Raw genomic sequence first — 20,601 nt, 5'->3', positions numbered from 1 at the left:
CCCCGCACCAAAATGAGCAGGGACGGGGGGAGGCGCCGGTTCGCCGGCACGAGCGGGTGGGCAAAGCCGCCGGCGGCAGGATATAGTGATGGGGATTTTGCGCTTCGTCCGTGCCGCGTTGCGGACGTGACGGCGGCAGGCGATTTGAGAGCGCCCGTTGCAGCGTGACGGGGGTCGACGGGAAGCGGGCGATGCCGGCGAGCGAAGGGCGCGCCCCGTGAACGGTCGGGGCCACATCGGCGACCAATCTGGCCGAGGCCAGATTGTCACCACCATTTTGGACACCAGGGGCCAGCACCGAGAGGCAATGGCAAGACAGACATCACCCCACCGGCCCCATCTGCAAGCGGACACCCAGGGCCAACAGTGGGATGACGCCGACTGGGACGTCGCTGACCTGCCTGAGGACGCAGCCGAGCACGACGAGGCCGCTGGCACGCGCGCGCGCCGCCTGTTGTCGCGTTCCAGCGCGGTCGGGGCGGAACGGATCGAGCGGCGCAAGGGCCGGCTGCTGCGGCGCTCTTTGGTCTCGCTGGTGCTGCTGGTTCTGATCCTGGGCGTCGGCTTCGCCGGATTGTGGCTGCGGCTCGGCGTCGGTCCGATCAGCCTCGACATCGCAACGCCTTGGCTGGCGGCGGCGATCGCGGACAATATCGGTCACGGCAACACGGTCGAAGTTGGCGGCACCCAGATCGAACGCGCCGGCCGGATCCGCGTCGCGGTCCGGATCCGCGACATCGTCGTGCGCGATCAGGATCGTGCCGTGGTCGCCAGCGCGCCCAAGGCCGAGGTGCGGCTGTCCGGCCCGGCGCTGCTGATGGGTCAGCTGCGCGCCGAGAGTTTGAAGCTCGTCGACGCCGAGCTTTCGATCCGGATCACCTCCGACGGCACCGTCACCGTCTCCACCGGCGATACCGCCAAGCCGCTGGCCACCGGCGTCGCAAGCAAGCGCGATGCCGGCCTGCCGCCGACCTTTCCGCGGCCGGGTCAGCAGGGCCCGGCTCCGACCGCGGCCGCGCCTCAGGCCAGTGCGCCGCAGGCCGCCCCGGCAAATCCGCCCGCGGCCGCCCAGAACGGCCTGCTCGCCGGGCTCGACTGGCTCGACAGCCTCAGCTTGACCGGGCTTGACGGCCAGAACCTCAATGAGATCGGACTGAAGAACGGCGTGCTGGTGGTCGACGATCAGCAGCGCGGCAACAAGTGGACGTTCGAGAACATCAGCCTCAGCCTGCGCCGTCCGTCCGGCGGCGGCGTGGCGCTCAGCCTCGGCGAGGAGGGCGCCAAGCCTTGGCAGTTGCGGGTGCTGGTCGGCCCGCCGGCCAACGGCGTGCGCAGCATCGACATCAAGGCCGACAAGGTCTCGACCAGCAACATCCTGCTGGCGTTGCGGCTGAAGGATCTCACCTACTTTGCGGACCTGCCGCTGACCGGAGAGATCAAGGGCGAGCTCGGCCGCGACGGGCTGCCGACCTATCTGCGCGGCAAGATCAACATCGGCGCCGGCAACGTCATCGACACCGACACGCCCGACTATCCGATGGCGATCGATCAGGCCGAGATCAACATGGAGTGGGACGCCGGCCGCCGCGTGCTGGTCGCGCCGTTCCGGGTGATCTCGGGCGCCAACCGCATCACGCTGAACGCCCATCTCGAGCCGCCGAACGACGTCAACAACGACTGGCGGCTCAATCTGAGCAGCGGCACGATCCTGCTCGGCGCGATCGCCAACGACCCGCCGCTGATCTTCAGCCGCATCTCCATCAACGTGCGCTTCGACACCGAAGGCAAGCGCGTGCTGCTGACGCAGGCCGAGGTGTCCAACGGCGAGATCGGCATCGCCGGCACCGGCAGCATCGACTATGCCGGCGAGCCCAGGCTCAAGCTCGGCTTCGCCGCGACGCCGATGCCGGCGCTCGCGATGAAGCGGATCTGGCCGGCGCTGATCGTGCCGGAGGTGCGCGCCTGGATGATCGAGCGCATCGAGAAAGGCTCGGTGCAGCGGATGGACGTCGCGGTCAACTCGCCGACACGCAACCTGCCGCGCAAGGGACCGCCGATTCCCGACGACGGCCTCGACGTCAACGTCGTCGCCAGCAACGTCACCGTCCATCCCGTGGACGGCCTGCCGTCGATACGCGATGCGGATCTGAAGGCGCATGTGACTGGCCGCACCGCCACCGTGACGCTCGGGCAGGGCGTCGCGGATACGCCGGCAGGGCGCAAGCTCAACGTCTCCGATGCCGTGTTCGAAGTGCCGGACATGGCGCCGAAGCCGTCGCCGTCGAAGGTGCGCATGCGCGTCGACGGCCCGGTCGCGGCCGCCGCGGAGATCCTTTCGTCCGACCGGCTCAGCGACACCACGGCGATCCCGATCGATCCGAACCAGACCAAGGGAACGTTCCAGGCCACCGTCAACCTGGCGATGCCGGTCAAGGGCGAGCTGACCAAGGCCGACACCAGCTACGCGGTCACGGCGGATCTCAACGGCTTTGCCGCCGACAAGCTGGTGATGGGGCAGAAGCTCGAGGCCAACACGCTCAAGATCGTGGCCAACACCGCCGGCTACCAGGTCAAGGGCGACGTCAAGATCAACGGCCAGCCGGCCACGCTCGACTATCGCAAGCCGACCGACGGCGACGCCGACATCCGGATGCAGGCGACGCTCGACGACGCCAGCCGGGCCCGACTCGGCCTGGATCTAGGCACCGCGATGGCAGGCGACGTGCCGTTGAAGCTCAATGGCAAGATCGCGTCGGGCCCCGATCGCGACAGCCGGATCGGCGTCGAGGCTGATCTCACCAAGCTGAAGCTCGACAATTTGCTGCCGGGCTGGGTGAAGAATCCGGGCAGGTCCGGCAAGGCGACCTTCAACGTGGTGTCGAAGCCGCAGTCGACGCGCTTCGAGGACATCAACATCGAGGGCGGCGGCGTCTCCATCAAGGGCTCGCTCGAGGTCGACCAGAACGGCGACCTGATGAACGCCAACTTCCCGACCTACGCGCCGTCGGATGGCGACAAGACGCAGATCAAGGCCGAGCGCGGCCAGGACGGCGTGCTCAAGCTGTCGATGCGCGGCGACCTGTTCGACGGCAAGGGCTTCCTGAAGTCGGCGATCTCCGGCACCAACAAGGATGCCGACAAGAACAAGTCGCGCTCGAATGTCGACTTCGATGCCGAGGTCAAGCTCGGCGTGGTCACCGGCTTCAACGGCGAGACGATGCGCGGCGTCGACGTGAAGCTGTCGCGGCGCGGCGGCGCGTTCAAGAGCTTCAACCTCGCCGGCAAGATCGGTCGCGACACGCCGGTCACCGCCGATCTGCGCGTCGGCCGCGATGCGCCTGCCGCGGACCAGCGCAGCGGACGGCGCCAGGGCCGCGAAGTGATCTATCTCCTGACCGACGATGCCGGTGCCCTTCTCAAATTCACCGACACTTACGCCAAGGTGATTGGAGGCCAGCTCGAGCTTGCCGTGGAGCCGCCGACGGCGGACTCCTCGCCAAAGGAGGGCCTGGTCAACATGCGCAACTTCAGCGTCAAGGATGAGCCAGCGCTCGATCGTGCCCTCGCCGGTGGAGGTGGCGCCGGCAGACAAGCCGTAGGCTTCAATACGGCGCGCGCCGAGTTCACCCGGCAACCCGGCTTCCTGTCGGTCCGCGACGGTTCGGTGCAGGGGCCGGCGATCTGCCTGACGATCGAAGGCAACATCGACTACAATGTGAGCCAGGTCCGCATGAGCGGAACCATGATCCCGGCTTGCGGGCTGAACAACATTCCCGGCCAGATTCCCCTGATCGGCCTGCTGCTGGGCAACGGCAATCGCGAAGGCGTGTTCGGCGTGACCTTCGAAGTGGTCGGCACGCCCGGCAAGCCGGTGGTGAACCTCAATCCGGTCTCCGCGATCATGCCCGGCGTGTTCCGCAACATCTTCAGATTCAATACCGGCCAGCAGCCTTATCCGCCCCCGGAAACCGCGCCGAACAACTGAGCTCGCGCATCAGCGCCGCAGCGCCGGCACCACCAGGAACGGGATCATGCCGATGACGACGCTGACCAGCGCGAGCGCGATCACGGCGTCGTAGCCGTGGGTGAGATCGTGGATGACGCCGCCGCTCCACGAGCCCAGTGCCGAGCCGAGTCCGCTGCCGATCGTGATCGCGCCGTAGATCGTGCCGACCCGCTTGCCGCGGAAGATCTTCATCGCAGTGGCCGACAAGAGCGGCCCGCGCGAGCCGATCATGCTGCCGAAGCAGATCACGAAGCCGGTGAGCAGGACCATGTTGGGCGCGAATTGCAGCGCCCACAGCATGATGATGCCGGCGATCGACACCGCGTAGGACAACAGCACCGAGGGCCTGCGCCCGATCAGCCCGTCGAGCCAGGACACGCCGAGCATGCCGAACAGCAGCACGACGCCCGAAAAGCCCCAGGCGGTGGCGGCCTGCAGCGGCGCGAAGCCTGAATCGATCAGATAGGCGACGACCTGCGGCGCGATCGCATACATGCCGACGGCGGTGAAGAAGAAGGTCGAGAACAGCGCCCAGAAGGCGTGATGGCGCAGCGCCCGCGACAACGTCCAGGCATCGTCAGCGAGTTCGTCGGCAATCGGCCTGATGATATCAGGCGCGCCGGCGGCAAACAGCCGCCACGGCAGCAGCGCCAGCGGCACCAGCAGGATGAAGGCGGCGGCGCCGAACAGCTGATAGGCGCTGCGCCAGCCGATGGCGTCGATCAGGAGCTGCGAGCCCGGCAGCAGCAGCAGCACGCCGGCGCCGGTCGCCGAATAGATCACCGCCATCGCGGTCGGCAGCTTCTGGCCGAACCAGCGTCCGAGCAGGATCGAATTCGGCACGTTGCCGATCAGCGCGATGCCGATGCCGACACACAGCCCGATGCTGAGCTGGAATTGCCACAGCGCCTCCGCATGCGCGGCCGCCGTGAACGCCGAGCCGAGCAGGAGGAGCCCCAGCGCGTAGACCGTTCGCGGTCCGGAATGGTCGAACAGCCGGCCGATGACGGGCGCGGCGAGGCCGCCCGCCAGCGCCGTCAGCGAATAGATCGAGACCACCTCCGCGCGGTCCCAGCCAAAGCTGTCGGAGATCGGCTTGAGAAAGACGGTGAAGCTTTCGCCGAGGCCGCGGCCGAGTACCGACAATGCGAAGCACAGGCCCAGCACGGCGAACGCCATGCGTGCACGTGGCGGGCTTGATGTTTCCTCGGCTGGCGCTGGCTCTTGCGGCGCGCTGATCGTCATGGCCGTCAGGGAGCGCTCTCCAGCGCGCCCTGACAAGCAGCCAAAAACGAATGCGGCTATGCAGGCTTGACCAGCACGTGCCGCTTCTTGCCGAGCGACAGCTTGATCACGCCCTCGCTGGTCAATTGTGCAGCCGTCAGCGCCATCTTCTCGTCGGTAACGGCGACGTCGTTGACGCGCAGGCCGCCGCCCTTGATCTGCCGCCGCGCCTCGCCGTTGGAGGCGACGAGGCCGGCCTTGACGAAGGCGTTGAGCACGCCGAGGCCGGCATCGAGCTCGGACCTGATGACCTCGACCGTCGGCAGGTTCTCGGCGATCGCGCCTTCCTCGAAGGTGCGGCGTGCGGTCTCGGCGGCGGTGCGCGCAGCTTCCTCGCCATGCAGCAGCGTGGTCGCCGCATCCGCCAGCGCCTTCTTGGCCTCGTTGATCTCGGCGCCTTGCAGCGCGCCGAGCTTCTCGATCTCGGACAGCGGCAGCGTCGTGAACAGTTTTAAGAACTTGACGACGTCGGCGTCCTCAGTGTTGCGCCAGTACTGCCAGAAATCATACGGGCTGCACTGGTCGGCATTGAGCCAGATCGCGCCCTGCGCGGTCTTGCCCATCTTGGCGCCGGAAGCGGTGGTCAGGAGCGGCGTAGTCAGCGCGAACAGCTGCTCGGTGCCCATGCGGCGGCCGAGCTCGACGCCGTTGACGATGTTGCCCCACTGGTCGGAGCCGCCCATCTGCAGCCGGCAGCCGGTGCGCCGCGCAAGCTCCACGAAGTCGTAGGCCTGGCAGACCATGTAGTTGAACTCGATGAAGCTCATCTCCTGCTCGCGCTCGAGCCGGAGCTTCACTGAATCCATCGTCAGCATGCGGTTGACCGAGAAGTGCCGGCCAATGTCGCGCAGCATCTCGATCCACTTCAGCTGGGTCAGCCACTCGGCATTGTCGAGCATGATCGCATCGCTGGCGCCGTCGCCATAGTGCAGCACTTTTGCGAACACGCCGCGGATCGAGGCCTTGTTGGCCTCGATCTCCTCGACCGTGCGCATCGCGCGGGTCTCGTCCTTGCCGGAGGGATCGCCGACCATCGTGGTGCCGCCGCCCATCAGCGTGATCGGCTTGTTCCCGGTCTGCTGCAGCCAGTACAGCATCATCATGGTCAGGAAGTTGCCGATGTGCAGCGAGCGTGCGGTGCAGTCATAGCCGACATACGCGGTCGCCTGGCCCTTGGCGGCGAGCGCATCCAGGCCCTCGAAATCCGAGCACTGATGAATGAAGCCGCGGCTCTGCAGCACGTTCAGGAAATCAGACTTGAAGCCAGTCATTGTCGGGCCGCTCTGAGCTTTTGTTTACGGTATTGACCGCTTGTCGGGGCAAGGTGCTGGCGCACATGCCACGGCTACGGGCGTTGTGGCATTATAAGATGCGCCGGGCTTGTACAAGCATGTGGACGGCTCGGGCGGGACCTCAAATCGGCCGTACTTGGCTATCAGGGCAGGGTTTTCGGGTTCGATCGCAATGATTCTGACCGCACTTGGCCTCATGAGTGGCACCTCGCTCGACGGGGTGGACGTGGCCCTGATCGAGACCGACGGTCGGCAGGTCAAGAGCCTCGGCCCCTCCGGCTACCGGCCCTACAGCGCTGCCGAGCGCAGCCTGTTGCGCGAGGCGCTGGCGGCCGCGGTGCAGATCGAGCGTCGCGAAGCAAGGCCCGGGCCGGTCCGGGACGCCGAGCTGGCGGTCACGGCCGCGCACGCGGAGGCGATCGCCGCTTTTCTCTCGCAGCACCGGCTGATGCCGGAAGACATCGATATCATCGGCTTCCACGGGCAGACCGTGCTGCATCGCCCCGAGCGGCGCCTCACCGTGCAGATCGGCGACGCCGCCGCGCTGGCCAAGGCCATCCACATTCCGGTGATGCACGATTTCCGCGCCGCCGACGTCGATTTCGGCGGGCAGGGCGCGCCGCTGGTGCCGGTCTATCACCGCGCGCTGGCGCAGTCGCTGTCACGCCCGGGGCCGATCGCCGTGGTCAATATCGGCGGCGTCTCCAACATCACCTATATCGACGGCGACGACGTGCTGATCGCCTGCGACACCGGTCCCGGCAATGCGCTGCTCGACGACTTCATGCTCCGGACCACCGGGCAGGCGTTCGATCAGGACGGCCGCGTCGCGGAGCAGGGCGCTGCGGATGAGGCCTGGATCGCGAGCGCGCTGGCTCTGCCGTTCTTCAGCCTGCCGCCGCCGAAATCGCTCGACCGCAATGATTTCGCCGCCCTTCGGCTCGGCGACGTGTCGCCTGCCGACGGCGCGGCGACCCTGAGCGCATTCACGGCCGCCGCCATCGCCCGCATCATCCCGCTGCTGCCGAAGCCGCCGGCGAGCTGGATCGTCTGCGGCGGCGGCGCCCGCAACCACACCATGATGCGGATGCTCAGGGAGCGCCTCGCGCCGGCGAGCGTCGAATCGGCTGACGCGCTCGGCTGGTCGGCCGATGCCATGGAGGCCCAGGCTTTCGGCTTCCTCGCGGTGCGCGGCATGAAGGGGCTGCCGCTGAGCTATCCGACCACGACGGGCGTCCCGATGCCGATGACGGGCGGGGTGATCGCGCGGCCCTGATGCATGCATTTGCATGAACCTTGACAGATGGATGCGAATGCATCTATTTTGATGCATCTGCATCAAACTGCCGAGGATGTCATGTCGCCCTCCCTGAAGCTGATCAGCCACACGCTCTGCCCCTATGTGCAACGCGCGGTCATCGCGCTCACCGAGAAGGGCGTCGCGTTCGAGCGGATCGACATCGATCTCGCCAACAAGCCAGAATGGTTCCTGAAGCTCTCGCCGCTCGGCAAGGTGCCAGTGCTGCTGGTGCCAACGCCGCAAGGCGAGGTGGCGCTGTTCGAGAGCAACGTGATCTGCGAGTACATCGAGGACACGCAAGGTGGCGCCAGGCTGCATCCCGAGGACGCGCTGGCGCGTGCGCAGCATCGCGCCTGGATGGAGTTCGGCTCGGCGATCCTGGGCGATCTCTGGGGACTGGAGACGACGCAGGATGCCGCGGTGTTCGCAGCCAAACGCGAGGCGCTGGCGGCGAAGTTCGCCCGTGTCGAAGCGGCGTTGGGCGAGGGACCGTATTTTGCGGGCCGCAGCTTCAGTCTGGTCGACGCCGTGTTCGCGCCGATCTTCCGCTACTTCGATGTATTCGACACGTACGGCGATCTCGGCATCTTTGTATCAACGCCGAAGGTGCGAGCCTGGCGTGATCGGCTCGCACAGCGGCCGAGCGTGATCACGGCCGTCAGCAACGACTATCCGCAACTGCTCCGCACGTTCCTGATGCGGCACGATGCTTATTTATTGAAGCAGGCGGCGTAGGAAGGTTGTTGTCTTACCGAGCGCTCACGCCCACTCAGTGTCATCGCCCGGCTTGACCGGACGATCCAGTATTCCGAGACGCCGATGATCAGCCGATAGGCCGCGGCGTACTGGATCACCCGCCTTCGCGGGTGATGACAGCGGTGCCTTAAGGCACGTCGGTTTGGGTAAACCGGACATGCGACGCTTCATGGTCAGAGGAGCTTCAGCGGACAGTTGTGCGTCTGTTCGCTCGCTCTCAGCAGCGACCATTGAAAGCCTGAGCCGGATGGCCAACAATGGCGATCGCAACGGAGAGTTCGGGATGCCTGGCGACGACAAAACGAGAGAGGGCACGGGACGGCGGCGAACCTACTATTCTCTCGAGATCGACTTTGCTGGCGCTGGCAAGACTGCGATCCATCAATGGGTGAACGAGTCCGAGCAGATGGAGGGGTTCTGTCCGGCCACTGAACAGCCCTTTTACGGAGTGAACTTCACCGAACCACCACGGATCACATTCGCGCGTTCGCGCAAATTGAGCGCCTTGCGGGACGCGGAGCCGGTCACGTTGTGCATCTGGCTGATTTCGGACCGACTCAAACAATTGCTGGAGCGGCTCGACCCGGAGGCCTTCGCATTCCAGAAAGTGATCGTCGACTACAGCAAATTTCCTGAGCCGGGACCCGCATACTGGTTCGTCTACATCATGCGGATGCTCGACTGCGTCGACGAAGAACGCTCAGTGATTCGCTACCAGGACGATGTTCCGGGTATCAAAAATTATCTGGGGCTGGTCGATGTCAAGATGCGGCCGGAGGTCGTAAGGTCAGCTCACGCATTTCGCCTGATCTACGCAGAAACCAGACTCATCGTCGACGATATAGTCGTCGACGCGTTGCGGGCGGAAAAGATCCGCGGCTTCAGGTTCAAGCCAATCCAGGCATGACGCGCGCCGCCTCACCTCACATTGGCGAGGCGCATGTCCAGATAGGCCGTGATCGTCTCCATCAGCGGCTCGAGCTTGCCGTCGAAGAAGTGGTTGGCGCCGGGGATGACCTGCTGGTCGATCACGATGCCCTTCTGCGTCTTCAGCTTCTCGACCAGCGTGTTGACGTCCTTCGGCGGCACCACCGCGTCCTTCTCGCCGTGCACGATCAGGCCCGACGATGGGCAGGGCGCCAGGAACGAGAAGTCGTAGAGGTTGGCGGGCGGGGCGATCGAGATGAAGCCCTCGACCTCGGGACGGCGCATCAAAAGCTGCATGCCGATCCAGGCGCCGAACGAGAAGCCGGCGACCCAGCAGGCGCGGGCCTCGGGGTTGATGGTCTGCGCCCAGTCGAGCGCCGAGGCAGCGTCTGAAAGCTCACCGGTGCCGTGATCGAACGAGCCCTGGCTGCGGCCGACGCCGCGGAAGTTGAAGCGCAGCACCGAGAAGCCGCGATGCGCGAACGCGTAGTAGCACTGGTACACGATCTGATGGTTCATCGTGCCGTGGAACTGCGGATGCGGATGCAGGATCATCGCGATCGGCGCGTTCTTCTGCTTCGCCGGATGGTAACGGCCCTCGAGGCGGCCGGCCGGACCGTTGAAGATGACTTCAGGCATCAGAGAATCCTTGGCAGGGCATCGACCGACTTCGTCCTTGCCTCATCTGGCGCTCGCCGACGATGTCATCAGGAAAAGTGGTGATCGAGCGCCATCCGTTCGCTTGGACGGAGCGGCGCGGGCGTGACTGGAAGTTGGCCTTCTAACATGGAGCGCAGGGCAAAAAGCAAGGATTTTCAACGCCCGGCGACAGGGCTGCGGCGGGCGGGGAGCACGCGATTCCGCGTCTGATGCGCCGTGAAGGGATCACGGGGCGGGACCCGGATACTCCTGCAATCCAATGAAAATACTGGAGTTTTTCTGACCCCCTTGTTCAGTGCGGGGCCTGCTCAAGCTGCTGAACGGCGCTGCGATGGCGGCGGCTGCCCTGGACGGTGTGCCCAGTATCGAAGGTCAGGCCGAAATCGCCGGATGGCAGCGGCGACACCGCGGTCACCCTGGCCAGGTTGACCAGCCGTCCTCGATGGATTCGCACCAGCGCGAAGCGCTCGAGCTCGCGCTCGGCGGCTGCCAGCGTCCCGCGGATCAGATGCTGCTTGCCGTCGGCCATGCCGTATTCGACGTAGTTGCCAGCGGAGGCGACCCACAGGATGTCGGAGGGTGCGACGCGGATGCGGCTCGTGCCGTCACGCAGCCAGAGCGTAGCGGGAGCAGGAGGTTGAGGTTGGGGCGCGGGCTCCGGGGTGGCGCTGGTGCGATAGCCGTCATACAGCCAGAGCGTGGCGCCGATGAGCAGCGCCGTCATGAGGTCCTTGCGGAACTCGTACACGACGGTGGCGAGTGAGAGCTGGAAGTCGTAGGCGCCGCCCGCACTCCACATCAGAAGCTTGCGCAGCGTCACCATGCCGATGATGTGAAGCGCAGAGAAGGCCACGACGGCGGCAACGGCGAGCGCGAGGTGACGGGTTGTGGCAGGCGGACCGCGCCGGATCGATCGAACGGTGACGGCCAGCAGCGGCACCAGCAGGATGATGACGACGATGCTCGTCATCTCCCACACCAGCTGCTTGTCGAGATCGTAGGCCGCGCCGCGTCTGACGGCGTCGTGGGCTGCGGAGAGGGCGTTGACGAGCCCGATACCGATCGAGAGCCCGGCCATGACCGCGTAGAAAGTCCGGTCACCCGGACGCAGCCTCGAGCCGACGAGCTTGTTCATGGCACCGGACCCGCTATCTCAATCTCACGCTTGCGCCCGATGATACCACGCCGCGCCTCCAGCATCATCATGGCGCGGACGAGCGTGGCCGGTCGGGGCGCAACTTGCTAAGAGCGAGCGATGGCCGACAGGATCTATCTCGACTGGAATGCGACGACGCCGCTGCGCCCCGAGGCGCGGCAGGCGCTGATCGCCGCCATGGACCTGGTCGGCAATCCGTCATCGGTGCACGCCGAGGGCCGCAAGGCGCGGCGGCTGATGGAGGATGCGCGCGAGGTGATCGCCCGCGGGCTCGGCGCCGTCGCCCGCCGCGTCGTGTTCACCTCCGGCGGAACCGAGGCCAATGTGCTGGCTTTGAGCCCGGGACTGAAGGCGCCCGCCGGTGCGGTCGCACGCCTCCTGGTCTCGGCGATCGAGCATGCGTCGGTGCTCGCAGGCGGCCGGTTCGCGCCTGATGCCGTGCAGACGATCCCGGTCGATTCCTCCGGGGTGGTTGATCTGCGCCGGCTGGACGAGCTGCTGGTCGGCGGGCCCCCGGCTCTGGTGTCGGTGATGGCCGCGAACAACGAGACCGGAGTGCTTCAACCGGTCTCTCAGGTGGCTGACATCGTGCGCCAGGCGGGCGGCCTGCTGCACGTCGATGCGATCCAGGCGTTCGGTAAAATCCCGCTTGATATCAATCAGATGGGTGCCGATCTTGTCACTCTCTCTGCGCACAAGATCGGCGGTCCCAAGGGCGTTGGCGCGATGGTGCTGGGCACCGGGATCGAGGACGCCATCCCGGTTCTGCGCGGCGGTGGCCAGGAGCGCGGGCGTCGGGCTGGTACCGAGAACGTGGCCGGAATTGCCGGATTTGGAGCCGCCGCCGCGTCGGCCTTGGCCACGCTCCAAGTCGATCTGGCGCGGATCTCGGGCCTCCGCGATCGCCTGGAGGCCGGCCTTCGCGGTACGCCGGAGCTGACGGTGTTCTCCGCCGAGGCCGCCCGGCTGCCCAATACCACGCTGTTCACCGCACCGGGCATGAAGGCCGAAACGGCCGTGATCGGCTTCGATCTCGCGGGTATTGCGGTATCGTCCGGCTCCGCCTGCTCGTCCGGCAAGGTTCAGCCGTCGCACGTGCTGGAGGCCATGGGCGTCGGTTCCGCCGCCGCCCAGGGAGCGGTGCGCCTCAGTCTGGGCTGGTCCACGACCTCGGCGGAGGTCGATCGGGCCCTGGAGGCTTGGCGAAGGCTGTCGATGACCCTACTTAAAGGACGCGACGAAACAGCGCTTGAGCGATTCTAAGGGCGTGATTTCGTCCACGAAACGTCGTAAGACGGTTCCAGAACGTGTCCACCGCGGTCCTTGAAACCGCGAGCGGAGGATGGAATGCCAGCCGTACAAGAGACGGTCGACCGCGTCAGGCGGATCGACGTCGACCAATATCGTTATGGATTCGAGACCGTCATCGAATCCGAGAAGGCCCCGAAGGGGCTTTCCGAAGACACGATCCGCTTCATCTCGGGCAAGAAGAACGAGCCCGCCTGGATGCTCGAATGGCGCCTGGAGGCCTATCGCCGCTGGCTGACCATGCAGGAGCCTGTCTGGGCGCGCGTCGACTATCCGAAGATCGACTTCCAGGATCTGTATTACTATTCGGCGCCGAAGCCGAAGAAGCAGCTCTCCTCGATCGACGAGATCGATCCGGAGATCCTGAAGACCTATGAAAAGCTCGGCATTCCCTTGCGCGAGGTCGCGATCCTCGAAGGCGTCGAGCCCCGGCCGGGCGCCGGCAGCCCCGAGACGCGCAAGATCGCGGTCGATGCCGTGTTCGATTCGGTGTCGGTGGCGACCACCTTCAAGGAGGAGCTGAAGAAGGCCGGCGTGATCTTCATGCCGATCTCGGAAGCGATCCGCGAATATCCCGAGCTGGTGCAGAAATATCTCGGCAGCGTGGTGCCGACCTCGGACAATTTTTACGCCACCTTGAACTCCGCGGTGTTCTCCGACGGCTCGTTCGTCTACGTGCCGCCGGGTGTGCGCTGCCCGATGGAGCTGTCGACCTATTTCCGCATCAACGAGCGCAACACCGGCCAGTTCGAGCGCACGCTGATCATCGCCGACAAGGGCGCCTACGTGTCCTACCTCGAAGGCTGCACGGCGCCGCAGCGCGACGAGAACCAGCTGCATGCGGCGGTGGTCGAGCTGGTCGCGCACGATGATGCCGAGATCAAGTACTCGACGGTGCAGAACTGGTACCCGGGCAACTCGGAAGGTGTCGGCGGCATCTACAATTTCGTCACCAAGCGTGGCGACTGCCGCGGCAACAATTCCAAGATCTCCTGGACGCAGGTCGAGACCGGGTCTGCGATTACCTGGAAATATCCGAGCTGCATCCTGCGGGGCGACAATTCGCGGGGCGAGTTCTACTCGATCGCGATCTCGAACGGCTATCAGCAGGTCGATAGCGGCACCAAGATGATCCATCTCGGCAAGAACACGTCGAGCCGCATCATCTCCAAGGGCATCGCCGCCGGCCGCTCGCAGAACACCTATCGCGGCCTGGTGACGGCGCATCGGAAAGCCACCGGCGCGCGCAACTTCACCGCCTGCGATTCGCTGCTGATCGGCGACAAATGCGGCGCGCACACCGTGCCGTACATCGAGGCCAAGAACTCCTCGGCGACCTTCGAGCACGAGGCGACCACGTCCAAGATCTCCGAGGACGTGCTGTTCTACTGCATCCAGCGCGGTCTTTCGCAGGAGGAGGCGGTCGGGCTCGTCGTCAACGGCTTCGTCAAGGACGTGCTGCAGCAGCTGCCGATGGAGTTCGCGGTCGAGGCGCAGAAGCTGATCTCGATTTCCCTGGAGGGGAGCGTGGGCTGATGGTCGAACCCGACAATCTTGTTCTCGAACATCTCCGGGCCATTCGCTCGGACATGAGCAAGATGGCGGATTGGATGCAGACCCTCAGCGTCGAAATGACGGCGATCCGCCAGCACCTCGCGGGTGTCGTGACCATCCAGGATCACGATCACCAGGACATCGCAGCAATCAAAGTTCGGCTCGATCGCATCGAAAAGCGTCTGGAGCTGATTGACCAGGATCAGGACTGACCGATGGCACTACTCGAAATCAAGAACCTGCAGGTCCGCGTCGAGGAGCGCGAGATCCTTCACGGGCTGACGCTGACGATCGACGCCGGCAAGGTGCACGCGATCATGGGGCCGAACGGCTCCGGCAAGTCGACCTTGTCCCACGTCATCGCCGGCAAGCCGGGCTATGAGGTGACCGGCGGCGAGATCCTGTTCAAGGGCGAGGACCTGCTGGCGATGGCGCCGGACGAGCGCGCCGCCAAGGGCGTGTTCCTGGCGTTCCAATACCCGGTCGAGATCCCCGGCGTCGCCACCATGACGTTCCTGCGCACTGCGCTGAACGCGCAGCGCAAGGCGCGCGGCGAGGAGGAGTATTCGACGCCCGACTTCCTCAAGAAGGTGCGCGAGATCTCCAAGCAGCTCAGCATCCCGCAGGACATGCTCAAGCGCGGCGTCAATGTCGGCTTCTCCGGCGGTGAGAAGAAGCGCAACGAGGTGCTGCAGATGGCTCTGTTCCAGCCGTCGCTGTGCATCCTCGACGAGATGGATTCCGGCCTCGACATCGACGCGCTGCGTATTGCCGCCGACGGCGTCAACGCGCTGCGTTCGCCCGAGCGCTCGATGATCGTGATCACCCATTATCAGCGGCTTCTGAACTACATCGTGCCCGACGTCGTTCACGTGATGTCGAAGGGCCGCGTCGTGAAGAGCGGCGGCAAGGAGCTCGCGCTCGAGCTGGAGGCGTCCGGCTACGCCCAGTTCGAAGACGCGGCCTGATCGCGCTCGTCGTGAATGGATCTGTGATGAACGTAGCTCTGGTCAAGAACGACAGCGGTCCGGCGGCGAGCAGCGTGTTTGCTGCAGCCCAGGGACGGCTGCCCGGCACCGGCAAGGTGGCGGAGATCCGGCGCGAGGCCTTTGCGGCCTTCGAGCGCACCGGCCTGCCGCATCGCCGGATCGAGGAATGGAAATACACCGACCTGCGCGCGCTGGTGCGCGAGGTGCTGCCGCTCGCCGGCTCGCCCGACGCGGCGGCACTGGCACGTGCCAAGGCCGCCATCGCTGCGGTCGCGATCGAGGGTGCGGCCAAGCTGGTGCTGGTCGATGGCGTCGTCGCCGCAGATCTGTCGGATCTGGCGGCGCTGCCGTCAGGTGTCTCCGTGCGGACGTTGCGCGCGGTGCTCGACGAACAGTCCAATGAAGCACGTGGCGATCTGCTGCTGACCAAGGCCAGCGATCCGATGCTGTCGCTGAACGCGGCGCTCGCGACCGACGGCGTCGTCGTCACGGTGGCCGACGGCACGCAGCTGACATCGCCGCTGCAGCTCATCCACATCGCCACGGCCTCCAAGGCGGCGCGCTACAGCCGCTCGCATGTGCTGATAGGGCAGGGCGCCCGCGCGACGCTGGTCGAGACCAGCATCGCTGCGGACGGCGCGGCTGCCTATCAGGCGAATGATACGGCGGTGATCTGGGTCGGCGACGAGGCTCAGCTGTCGCACATCCGCCTAATGCGCGATGCCGCCGACGCCGTGAACATCGCTTCCGAACTGTTCACCGTCGGTGCCAAGTCGAAGCTCAGTCTCTTCAACATGACCAGCGGCGGCGCCGTCAGCCGGCTGCAGGCGTTCTTCACGCTCGCCGGCGAGGACAGCGAGCTGATCGTCAACGGCGTCAACCTGCTGCGCGACAGGCAGCATGGCGACATGACGCTGGTGGTCGATCACGCCGTCCCTGGCTGCACCAGCCGCGAGAATTTTCGCGCCGTGCTCGACGATCGCGCCCACTCCGTGTTCCAGGGCCGCATCATCGTCCGCCCCGACGCGCAGCAGACCGACGGCAAGATGATGACGCGCGCGCTGCTGTTGTCCGACGAGGCCGAGGCCGACGCGAAGCCGGAGCTCGAGATCTTCGCCGACGACGTCTCCTGCGGCCACGGCGCCACCGCCGGCGCGCTCGACGACAGCCTGCTGTTCTATCTGCGTGCGCGGGGCCTGCCCGAGAAGCAGGCCCAGGCGCTGCTGATCCAGGCCTTCGTCGGTGAGGCGATCGAGGCCATCGAGGACGACGGTTTGCGCGAGCGGGTCATTGCCGCGGCGCAGGACTGGCTGGAGGCGCGCGCATGAGCACGCATCCGGCTGTCGCCAACGGATCCTATGACGTCGCGCGCATTCGCGAGGATTTTCCGGCGCTGGCGCTGAAGGTCTACGGCAAGCCGCTCGTCTATCTCGACAACGCCGCCTCGGCGCAGAAGCCGCGCGCGGTGCTCGACCGCATGACGCAGGCCTACACCAGCGAATACGCCAACGTGCATCGCGGCCTGCATTTTCTCGCCAACGCCGCAACGGAAGCCTATGAGGGCGGCCGCGAGCGCGTCACGCGCTTCCTCAATGCAAGGCGCAGCGAGGAGATCATCTTCACGCGCAACGCCACCGAGGCGATCAACCTGGTGGCGTCATCTTGGGGTGGTCCGAACATCGGCGAGGGCGACGAGATCGTGCTCTCGATCATGGAGCACCACTCCAACATCGTGCCGTGGCATTTCCTCCGGGAGCGCCAGGGCGCGGTGATCAAGTGGGCTCCGGTCGATGATGACGGCAACTTCCTGATCGACGAGTTCGAGAAGCTGCTGACGCCGAGGACGAAGCTGGTCGCCATCACGCAGATGTCGAACATGCTCGGCACCCTGGTGCCGGTGAAGGATGTCGTTCGTCTGGCGCACGCCCGTGGCATTCCGGTGCTGGTCGACGGCAGCCAGGCCGCTGTGCATCTCGCCATCGATGTCCAGGACATCGACTGCGACTTCTACGTCTTCACCGGCCACAAGCTGTATGGGCCGACCGGCATCGGCGTGCTCTACGGCAAGTACGATCTGCTGGCCGCGATGCGTCCCTTCAATGGCGGCGGCGAGATGATCCGCGAGGTTTCGCGCGATGTCGTCACCTATGGCGATCCGCCGCACCGCTTCGAGGCGGGCACGCCGATGATCGTCGAAGCCGTTGGGTTGGGTGCCGCGATCGACTACGTCAATTCAGTGGGCAAGGAGCGCATCGCCGCGCACGAGCACGATCTGGTGACCTACGCCCAGGAGCGGCTGCGCGAGATCAACGCGCTTCGTCTGATCGGCACCGCCAAGGGCAAGGGCCCGGTGATTTCGTTCGAGATGAAGGGCGCGCATGCGCACGACGTCGCGACCGTGATCGACCGGCAGGGTATCGCGGTGCGCGCGGGCACGCACTGCGTGATGCCGCTTTTGGAGAGATTCAACGTCACAGCGACCTGCCGGGCCTCGTTTGGCATGTACAATACGAGGGAAGAGGTCGATCAGCTGGCACAGGCATTGATCAAGGCGCGGGATTTGTTTGCATGACCGACACGGCCGAAGTCAAAAACCAGACCGTCGAAACGCAATCGGCTTTGCCGCCGGAGGAGACCGAGCGGCTCTCCGCCGAGATCATCGCGGCGCTGAAGACGGTGTTCGATCCGGAGATTCCGGCCGACATCTACGAGCTCGGCCTGATCTACAAGGTCGACATCAAGGACGACCGCAGCGTCGACGTGTTGATGACCCTGACGACGCCGAACTGCCCGGCGGCCGGCGAGTTGCCGACCATGGTCGAGAACGCCATCGCCAGCGTTCCGGGCGTCGGCGTGGTCAGCGTCAGCATCGTCTGGGAGCCGCAATGGACGCCGGACCGGATGAGCGACGAGGCCCGTCTCGTTCTCAACATGTGGTGAGGCACGAAGTTTGAATGGCGAGTGGGATTGATCGACCGCCGGGATTGACCAGATGACCGATATGACCAACACGCCAGTCGCCAGCAAGCCCAAGCCGCGGCCCCGTCCGCAGGTGATGCGGCTGACCGATGCCGCCGCCACGCGCATCCGCGAGCTGACCGGTCGCGCGGAATCCGAGATCATCGGCCTGCGCGTCGGCGTCAAGAATGGCGGCTGCGCCGGCCAGTCCTACACAGTGGAATACGCCCACGACATCCGCCCGACCGACGAGGTCGTCGAGGACAAGGGCGTCAAGATCCTGGTCGACCCGAAGGCCGTGCTGTTCCTGCTCGGCACCGAGATGGACTACCAGACCGACAAGATGCAGGCCCAGTTCGTCTTCAACAACCCGAACCAGATCAGCGCCTGCGGTTGCGGCGAATCGGTGCAGCTGAAGCCCGCCGAGGTGTGATCGACGACATCGCCGGCAAAACAGCCTTGTCGCGTTCCGGACATTGACACGCGACCATCTCAAGTCCGACAAGTCCCGTCAGGCCCAGTCGGTGCCGGGCGGAGAGCGACGGATGGACCGCGAATTCCTGAGCGACCTGTTTGCCGGCTTCGGTCCGGTCACCATCCGCCGGATGTTCTCCGGCTTCGGCATCTCCGCCGACGGCATCAACTTCGCGCTGGCGCTGCGCAGCGGGCTGTACCTGCGCGCTGACGAAGCCAGCTTCGACCGGTTCGAAGCCGCGGGATCGAAGCCGTTCTCCTACGAGACGCGGGCGCGCACGATGACCGTGCGGTCGTATTGGCAGGTGCCGGCCCATCTATTCGACGACACCGACGAGTTCACGCTGTGGGCGCGGCAGGCCTTCGTCGCCGCGCAAACCGCGGCCATGGTCAAGCGGACCAGGAAGCGCGCGAGTTCCCGAAGCGAAGCTGCCGCGGCCGGACGAGGCAGCGCGCCGCGCAAGACGGTCAAGGCGGCAGCCAAGAAGGCGAAGGCGTCGAAAGCCACCAAGCCAGCCGCGAAGCCTGCTTCCGCGCCGAAGCGCAGCCGCAAGGCCGCGCCGCGCGCCGCCAAGAGCCGAGCACAGCGCTGATCTCTTCGAGTCGCTGTCAGGCCACCTGGCCGCGCGTTTGCGCGGTATACTCCGGATCGCTCTCGCAGACGACGCGGTTGCGGCCGTTGCGCTTGGCGGCATAGAGGCAGGCATCCGCTCGCTCGATCAGCGTATCGGTGTCGTCGCCCGTTCTGAGCATGGAGACGCCGACCGAGATCGTCACCCGGCCGAGGATCTCGCCGGTCGACTTCTTCTTCAACTCCCGCGCCGTCACCACGCGCCGGATCTGGTCGGCGACGGTCAGCGCCTGCCGCAGCGGCGTGTTCGGAAGCACGACGGCGAACTCCTCGCCGCCATAGCGTGCCGCGATGTCCTGGCCCTTGATGGCGTTCTTCAGCGACTGCCCGACCAGGCGCAGCACCTGGTCGCCGGTCAGATGGCCGTAGGAATCGTTGAACGACTTGAAGTGGTCGATGTCGAACATCAGGAGCGACAGCGGCTGGCTGGTCGCAAGACCGGTCTGCACCGTTGTCTCGATCATGCGATCGAAATATTTGCGGTTGCCCAGGCCGGTGAGCGGATCGGTCAGGCTCTCGGCGCGGATCACCTCGAGGCTATGCTGCAGTCCGCTGATCTCGTCCTTGGACAGCGTCAGGCGCTCTTCGAGGGTCCGGTTGGTCTCCCGCATCTGCCTGGTCGAATGCGCGAGCGCTTCGATGATGTCGACGAACTGCTCGCGGCTCGTTGCTGTGGCGAGTTGTTGATCGGCGCCGGCGAGGCTCGCATCGTAGCTCGCCGTCCGGCCGAGGGCGTCGGTGATCATGGCCATCAGATCGTCGATCTCGCCGACCACGCGCGCGCCCACCTTGTCGATCCGGTCGGACGTCTTCAGGTGGGTGAGGTAGGATTCGTAGAGCTGGTCCAGCTCGGATTGCGAGAGCCCGCCGGTGCGCGACAGTGTCTCGTTGATGATCTCGTTCAGCGCGGCGTTGTAGCCGGTCGCATAGACGTACCAGATCTCGTAGTTGCGCGGCGTAGCCGAGTGACGCAGGGCTTTGATCTGGCTGAGCGCGATATCGGCAAAGCCCATCGTGCGTTCGTGTTCGTCAAGCGCATTGACCACAACAGGTTCCCCCCAATCGCCCGCGTCGCCGTCGCCACAGCAATGAATAAACAATGACGGCCAAGCTAAAGGACGTGTGTGAACCAGGGGTAAATACGGCCGTAAAGTTCCGGGTCGCGTCAAGCGACGCTCACAGGACGGTCGTCATTTCATATGCTTGTTGAGCTACATAAGACGCGGCGACGATGCAGCAGTGCTCATCGTCGTGCAGACATCACCGACGGAGGGTGAGTGCATCCAGCGACCGCGCTCGATGTCGA

18 protein-coding genes are annotated in these 20,601 nt (G+C 65.5%); 13 read left to right on the top strand and 5 right to left on the bottom strand.

The window, feature by feature from the left end; all coding sequences use genetic code 11:
• Positions 1-307 precede the first annotated feature (307 nt).
• Complete coding sequence (locus tag ACQR07_RS03915; protein WP_434901008.1) at positions 308-3,985, top strand: YhdP family protein; 3,678 nt, start codon at positions 308-310, stop codon at positions 3,983-3,985.
• Between the two features lie 9 nt (positions 3,986-3,994).
• Here ACQR07_RS03915 and ACQR07_RS03910 read toward each other — a convergent pair whose 3' ends face one another.
• On the bottom strand, positions 3,995-5,251 hold the full coding sequence (locus ACQR07_RS03910) for an MFS transporter (RefSeq protein ID WP_434901007.1): 1,257 nt from the start codon (positions 5,249-5,251) through the stop codon (positions 3,995-3,997).
• Between the two features lie 56 nt (positions 5,252-5,307).
• On the bottom strand, positions 5,308-6,561 hold the full coding sequence (gene tyrS, locus ACQR07_RS03905) for a tyrosine--tRNA ligase (RefSeq protein ID WP_434901006.1): 1,254 nt from the start codon (positions 6,559-6,561) through the stop codon (positions 5,308-5,310).
• A 193-nt stretch (positions 6,562-6,754) separates the two neighbouring features.
• Here tyrS and ACQR07_RS03900 point away from each other — a divergent pair, with 193 nt between their 5' ends.
• From ACQR07_RS03900 to ACQR07_RS03890, 3 genes are all read left to right on the top strand, one after another.
• The gene (locus ACQR07_RS03900) at positions 6,755-7,858 is read left to right on the top strand and encodes an anhydro-N-acetylmuramic acid kinase (RefSeq protein WP_434901005.1); all 1,104 of its coding nucleotides are present in this window, start codon (positions 6,755-6,757) and stop codon (positions 7,856-7,858) included.
• Between the two features lie 81 nt (positions 7,859-7,939).
• On the top strand, positions 7,940-8,617 hold the full coding sequence (locus ACQR07_RS03895) for a glutathione S-transferase family protein (RefSeq protein ID WP_434901004.1): 678 nt from the start codon (positions 7,940-7,942) through the stop codon (positions 8,615-8,617).
• 178 nt (positions 8,618-8,795) lie between these two features.
• Positions 8,796-9,545 carry an imm11 family protein gene (locus ACQR07_RS03890; protein WP_434901003.1) on the top strand — a complete coding sequence of 250 codons (750 nt, stop codon included), beginning with the start codon at positions 8,796-8,798 and terminating at the stop codon, positions 9,543-9,545.
• Positions 9,546-9,556: 11 nt separating this feature from the next.
• Here the strand turns inward: ACQR07_RS03890 and ACQR07_RS03885 are convergent, their stop codons facing one another.
• Positions 9,557-10,204, bottom strand: coding sequence for an alpha/beta hydrolase (locus ACQR07_RS03885; protein WP_006614822.1), 648 nt, complete (start codon positions 10,202-10,204; stop codon positions 9,557-9,559).
• Between the two features lie 313 nt (positions 10,205-10,517).
• Positions 10,518-11,360, bottom strand: coding sequence for a LytTR family DNA-binding domain-containing protein (locus tag ACQR07_RS03880; RefSeq protein ID WP_434901002.1), 843 nt, complete (start codon positions 11,358-11,360; stop codon positions 10,518-10,520).
• 120 nt (positions 11,361-11,480) lie between these two features.
• Between ACQR07_RS03880 and ACQR07_RS03875 the strand changes: the two genes are divergently transcribed.
• From ACQR07_RS03875 to ACQR07_RS03835, 9 genes are all read left to right on the top strand, one after another.
• Positions 11,481-12,644, top strand: coding sequence for a cysteine desulfurase family protein (locus ACQR07_RS03875; protein ID WP_434901001.1), 1,164 nt, complete (start codon positions 11,481-11,483; stop codon positions 12,642-12,644).
• Between the two features lie 84 nt (positions 12,645-12,728).
• Positions 12,729-14,225: a Fe-S cluster assembly protein SufB gene (sufB, locus tag ACQR07_RS03870; RefSeq protein ID WP_434901000.1), complete on the top strand. Its 1,497-nt coding sequence runs from the start codon at positions 12,729-12,731 to the stop codon at positions 14,223-14,225.
• Positions 14,225-14,455, top strand: a complete 231-nt coding sequence (locus tag ACQR07_RS03865; protein ID WP_011926466.1) for a hypothetical protein — start codon at positions 14,225-14,227, stop codon at positions 14,453-14,455. The genes sufB and ACQR07_RS03865 overlap by 1 nt, the downstream gene beginning before the upstream one ends.
• Positions 14,456-14,458: 3 nt before the next feature.
• Positions 14,459-15,211: a Fe-S cluster assembly ATPase SufC gene (gene sufC, locus ACQR07_RS03860; RefSeq protein ID WP_257170788.1), complete on the top strand. Its 753-nt coding sequence runs from the start codon at positions 14,459-14,461 to the stop codon at positions 15,209-15,211.
• A 26-nt stretch (positions 15,212-15,237) separates the two neighbouring features.
• Positions 15,238-16,560: a Fe-S cluster assembly protein SufD gene (gene sufD / locus ACQR07_RS03855; protein ID WP_434900999.1), complete on the top strand. Its 1,323-nt coding sequence runs from the start codon at positions 15,238-15,240 to the stop codon at positions 16,558-16,560.
• Entirely contained in the window at positions 16,557-17,804 is a 1,248-nt protein-coding gene (locus tag ACQR07_RS03850; RefSeq protein ID WP_434900998.1) for a cysteine desulfurase, read from the top strand. The genes sufD and ACQR07_RS03850 overlap by 4 nt, the downstream gene beginning before the upstream one ends.
• Positions 17,801-18,172 (top strand): SUF system Fe-S cluster assembly protein, encoded by a 372-nt coding sequence (locus ACQR07_RS03845; RefSeq protein WP_434870883.1) that lies wholly within the window; start codon positions 17,801-17,803, stop codon positions 18,170-18,172. Before ACQR07_RS03850 ends, ACQR07_RS03845 begins: the two co-directional genes overlap by 4 nt.
• A gap of 61 nt (positions 18,173-18,233) precedes the next feature.
• A complete protein-coding gene (locus ACQR07_RS03840) occupies positions 18,234-18,623 on the top strand; it encodes a HesB/IscA family protein (protein WP_434901063.1) in 390 nt (129 codons plus the stop codon).
• A 112-nt stretch (positions 18,624-18,735) separates the two neighbouring features.
• Positions 18,736-19,257 carry a TfoX/Sxy family protein gene (locus ACQR07_RS03835; protein ID WP_434900997.1) on the top strand — a complete coding sequence of 174 codons (522 nt, stop codon included), beginning with the start codon at positions 18,736-18,738 and terminating at the stop codon, positions 19,255-19,257.
• Positions 19,258-19,273: 16 nt separating this feature from the next.
• On the opposite strand, the gene ACQR07_RS03830 is transcribed toward ACQR07_RS03835, so the two are convergent.
• The gene (locus ACQR07_RS03830; protein WP_434900996.1) at positions 19,274-20,341 is read right to left on the bottom strand and encodes a GGDEF domain-containing protein; all 1,068 of its coding nucleotides are present in this window, start codon (positions 20,339-20,341) and stop codon (positions 19,274-19,276) included.
• Between the last annotated feature and the right edge of the window lie 260 nt (positions 20,342-20,601).

The organism is Bradyrhizobium sp. HKCCYLS20291, from assembly GCF_051167715.1.
Lineage (GTDB): Bacteria > Pseudomonadota > Alphaproteobacteria > Rhizobiales > Xanthobacteraceae > Bradyrhizobium.
The sequence above is the reverse complement of the archived record's forward strand: the minus strand, read 5'-3'. Positions and strand labels throughout refer to the sequence as shown.

What these genes read in the sequence shown, in the direction of transcription:
- ACQR07_RS03915 (WP_434901008.1), top strand. Translation starts at nt 308, where the DNA reads ATGGCAAGACAGACATCACCCCACCGGCCCCATCTGCAAGCGGACACC.
- ACQR07_RS03910 (WP_434901007.1), bottom strand. Translation starts at nt 5,251, where the DNA reads ATGACGATCAGCGCGCCGCAAGAGCCAGCGCCAGCCGAGGAAACATCA.
- tyrS (WP_434901006.1), bottom strand. Translation starts at nt 6,561, where the DNA reads ATGACTGGCTTCAAGTCTGATTTCCTGAACGTGCTGCAGAGCCGCGGC.
- ACQR07_RS03900 (WP_434901005.1), top strand. Translation starts at nt 6,755, where the DNA reads ATGATTCTGACCGCACTTGGCCTCATGAGTGGCACCTCGCTCGACGGG.
- ACQR07_RS03895 (WP_434901004.1), top strand. Translation starts at nt 7,940, where the DNA reads ATGTCGCCCTCCCTGAAGCTGATCAGCCACACGCTCTGCCCCTATGTG.
- ACQR07_RS03890 (WP_434901003.1), top strand. Translation starts at nt 8,796, where the DNA reads ATGCGACGCTTCATGGTCAGAGGAGCTTCAGCGGACAGTTGTGCGTCT.
- ACQR07_RS03885 (WP_006614822.1), bottom strand. Translation starts at nt 10,204, where the DNA reads ATGCCTGAAGTCATCTTCAACGGTCCGGCCGGCCGCCTCGAGGGCCGT.
- ACQR07_RS03880 (WP_434901002.1), bottom strand. Translation starts at nt 11,360, where the DNA reads ATGAACAAGCTCGTCGGCTCGAGGCTGCGTCCGGGTGACCGGACTTTC.
- ACQR07_RS03875 (WP_434901001.1), top strand. Translation starts at nt 11,481, where the DNA reads ATGGCCGACAGGATCTATCTCGACTGGAATGCGACGACGCCGCTGCGC.
- sufB (WP_434901000.1), top strand. Translation starts at nt 12,729, where the DNA reads ATGCCAGCCGTACAAGAGACGGTCGACCGCGTCAGGCGGATCGACGTC.
- ACQR07_RS03865 (WP_011926466.1), top strand. Translation starts at nt 14,225, where the DNA reads ATGGTCGAACCCGACAATCTTGTTCTCGAACATCTCCGGGCCATTCGC.
- sufC (WP_257170788.1), top strand. Translation starts at nt 14,459, where the DNA reads ATGGCACTACTCGAAATCAAGAACCTGCAGGTCCGCGTCGAGGAGCGC.
- sufD (WP_434900999.1), top strand. Translation starts at nt 15,238, where the DNA reads ATGAACGTAGCTCTGGTCAAGAACGACAGCGGTCCGGCGGCGAGCAGC.
- ACQR07_RS03850 (WP_434900998.1), top strand. Translation starts at nt 16,557, where the DNA reads ATGAGCACGCATCCGGCTGTCGCCAACGGATCCTATGACGTCGCGCGC.
- ACQR07_RS03845 (WP_434870883.1), top strand. Translation starts at nt 17,801, where the DNA reads ATGACCGACACGGCCGAAGTCAAAAACCAGACCGTCGAAACGCAATCG.
- ACQR07_RS03840 (WP_434901063.1), top strand. Translation starts at nt 18,234, where the DNA reads ATGACCAACACGCCAGTCGCCAGCAAGCCCAAGCCGCGGCCCCGTCCG.
- ACQR07_RS03835 (WP_434900997.1), top strand. Translation starts at nt 18,736, where the DNA reads ATGGACCGCGAATTCCTGAGCGACCTGTTTGCCGGCTTCGGTCCGGTC.